Origin of the sequence: Proteus terrae subsp. cibarius (assembly GCF_011045835.1) — a bacterium.
In the GTDB taxonomy this organism is placed as follows: domain Bacteria; phylum Pseudomonadota; class Gammaproteobacteria; order Enterobacterales; family Enterobacteriaceae; genus Proteus; species Proteus cibarius.
This window is the reverse complement of record NZ_CP047351.1, coordinates 1-2683: the sequence shown is the minus strand read 5'-3', so window position 1 is coordinate 2683 and position 2683 is coordinate 1. Positions and strand designations below refer to the sequence as shown.

The window sequence follows — 2683 nt, the reverse complement described above, 5'->3', positions numbered from 1 at the left end:
TATTTATACAGTGCAATCATTGTACATTAATTTGAACAACCTTAAACTCTAGCTAAAATTGATTCATACAATCCCTTTTATGTTAAACGGGCGAGTTAGTTAGCAAAAACCTCCCGTTCATCCCCATTAAAGCCCCTCGAAACGATTTTAAGACACGATCACCCTATAAAACACCCAAATCTACGCTGAAAGTTTAGAACGGTTTTGCGGGCTTCTGAGTGCGTTTTTAACATCGTGCAAACTGACAAGTAAAACGATGCGAAATCGCTGAAAGTCACAAACTTGTTTTGTGGCAAGAAGCGATTTGACCAACCGAGTAAAACGAGGGCGGTAGGCTTTTTGTTTTTATCCTGATGAGCGTCCAGCGAAGAAAGGGAAAAACAGGGGGAGCCGAAACGAAATGACACGCCCCAGCGATGGCAAGTGAACCCCAGTGAACGTGTTTCGTTTTGGGGGCAAAGCCCCCCGTCAAGCGAAGCGTCTGACCACCACATTTTTGAGCGACCAAATACAGGGGCGAAAAAAGGGGGTGGTCAGACGAACGCAGTGAGTTTGACGGGCTTGGGTGAATGGTTTTTTTCGCAGGCGTCCAGCCGAAGAAAATAGCCAGAGGGCGGAGCCTTATGTCATTCATTTTCGTCCAGAAAATGAGTGGCATTGATACTGAAAGTATCATGGGGTGCAAGTTAGTAAAACTATGATTCTACCCATTATTTCACCCGTTATTCTGCCCGTTATACCTAAATTGGGTGCAATAACGGGTAAAGTAATAGGTAGAATAACAGGTGGATTAATGGGTAAGAAATAACACAACGTCATCTTGTGTCTATCTATTATTCTGTATCTTATTCTATGTATTATTCTACCTATTACAGACGAAATAGATAAAATAAGAGATAGAATAATAGATAGGATAATACATAAAATAATAGGTAAACCTAACGTCAGCGCACCTTTTCTTCGAGCTGTTTTAGCATCGAAATATCACCTAATAACCGTTGATTTTTACCTGTGAAAAAGATGATCGGACTGACATTTGCATTATCAATACTTCGGCTTAACTGAATTCCCATCGCCTGATAATCATCATCGTTTGTGCAATGGTATAACGCTAAAACAAGCTGACATTGTTCTGGAGTTCCGCATTCTATTGCCCAGCGGATCAACTCCGAAAAGGTCAATCCGTTCGGTTTCCAGTGTTTTTTATGCCGTGACGCTAACGCCTTAAATTTTTCACGCCCTTGATTATATTTTTCTGCCCCGATCACCGGATCTTCACAACGAACCCCTTGAACCGGTCGCTTATCAAATGACAATTCCCATAAATTTAATTCTTCGATGTATTCGTAATCTTCTGGCGATGCCAAACGAAATAATTGAGACATAGAGACACCCTCCGATCATGTGTGAACGGAGACAGTATAAGGCTTTCGAGAAATTCCGCTTCCTCGACGTGAAACAAGTTCACGCCTTGCGGCGAGCGTTGCGAATTGAATTTATGAGGTTTACCAAGCTCCAGATGTAACAAAGCCCCGTGACAGCATCACAGGGCTCTGGTACTCTAAATCTTGTGCATTCGTTGCTCAGATTAGACGTCGCAATCCAATCTTAGCAACGTGAGAGGCGCTTGTCACGTTCTCATTAAATACCAGCCAACGACATTAACCCAAATGCACCACTTGATTGACTCGGACTTAGCCCGGTCTCCGAAAGGATAAACAGGCAAATTGTGGTAGTAAAACGTACCGGAAAACGAAATTCCGGCTCTACCTCCGAATCACGCTGCGGTATCGAAAGATTACAGTGCGTACCTGATAAGAGCACCAATCAACGGACTAGGGATTTCTTGGATTGCGAAGTGTCGAAAGAAGCCCAACCTAACCAAACTTAGCCAGATTAACGAGCTAAGAGACCATGACCCAATAACTGATCATGGAGAAAAGCAAAGACAAGATGAAGATGTCGCTTCGCTCCGTTTTGATTAGTACCACATTGGGGCATTAGGCGTTTTTTACCTAGATTTTATCGGTGAACAATAACACCTAAACTCTCAACAAGCTGAAGCGCCTGCTCTCCATCCAACTTCACTCCATCTAAATTAATTCGCCTTGCATCAAGCTCGCCAAGCGCCCCACCCGTTAAATCACAACCAGTAAAATCAGCCAAAGACCAATCAAACGATGAAAACTCCCCACAAGAAAGATCGGAGCCACGAAACACGGCGCCAGTTATCACAGTGCCATTCCAGCGATTTTCCCACAGTTCGCACTTTTCTAATATGACTCTAGAAAAATTAGCGTAACTAAGATTTGTCTTGGTTATATAAGCACTACAAAACCATGACCTTGTAGTTATCATATTCATAAAATTAGCCCCTCGAAAATCAGCTCCTTGAGCTAAACACTCACTAATTTCAAGACCTAAGGCGCTAATGTTTTTAAAATTACTCATTGATAAATCGCAGCTTTTAAAGCTAGCGTTTTTTAGTTTGGCTCTATTAAAATCACACCCTTCCAAGCTATTCCTGTCGTAAAAACTACAATCAACAAATTCAGTATCAGTTAAATCAACCCCTGAAAAATCACAATTTGAAAAGGCAATATTTTTAACTCTATTCCCCGTAAATTGATCTCGTGAAAACTTTTCATTGATAAAGTGCTTTTCCATACATGCTACACCTGGT

2 protein-coding genes are annotated in these 2683 nt (G+C 41.8%); both read right to left on the bottom strand.

What is annotated here, in order from left to right; translation table 11 throughout:
- Nucleotides 1-944 precede the first annotated feature (944 nt).
- The gene (locus GTH25_RS19095) at nucleotides 945-1385 is read right to left on the bottom strand and encodes a hypothetical protein (protein WP_015063446.1); all 441 of its coding nucleotides are present in this window, start codon (nucleotides 1383-1385) and stop codon (nucleotides 945-947) included.
- A gap of 637 nt (nucleotides 1386-2022) precedes the next feature.
- Nucleotides 2023-2667, bottom strand: a complete 645-nt coding sequence (locus tag GTH25_RS19090; protein WP_012634451.1) for a quinolone resistance pentapeptide repeat protein QnrD1 — start codon at nucleotides 2665-2667, stop codon at nucleotides 2023-2025.
- Nucleotides 2668-2683: the final 16 nt, after the last annotated feature.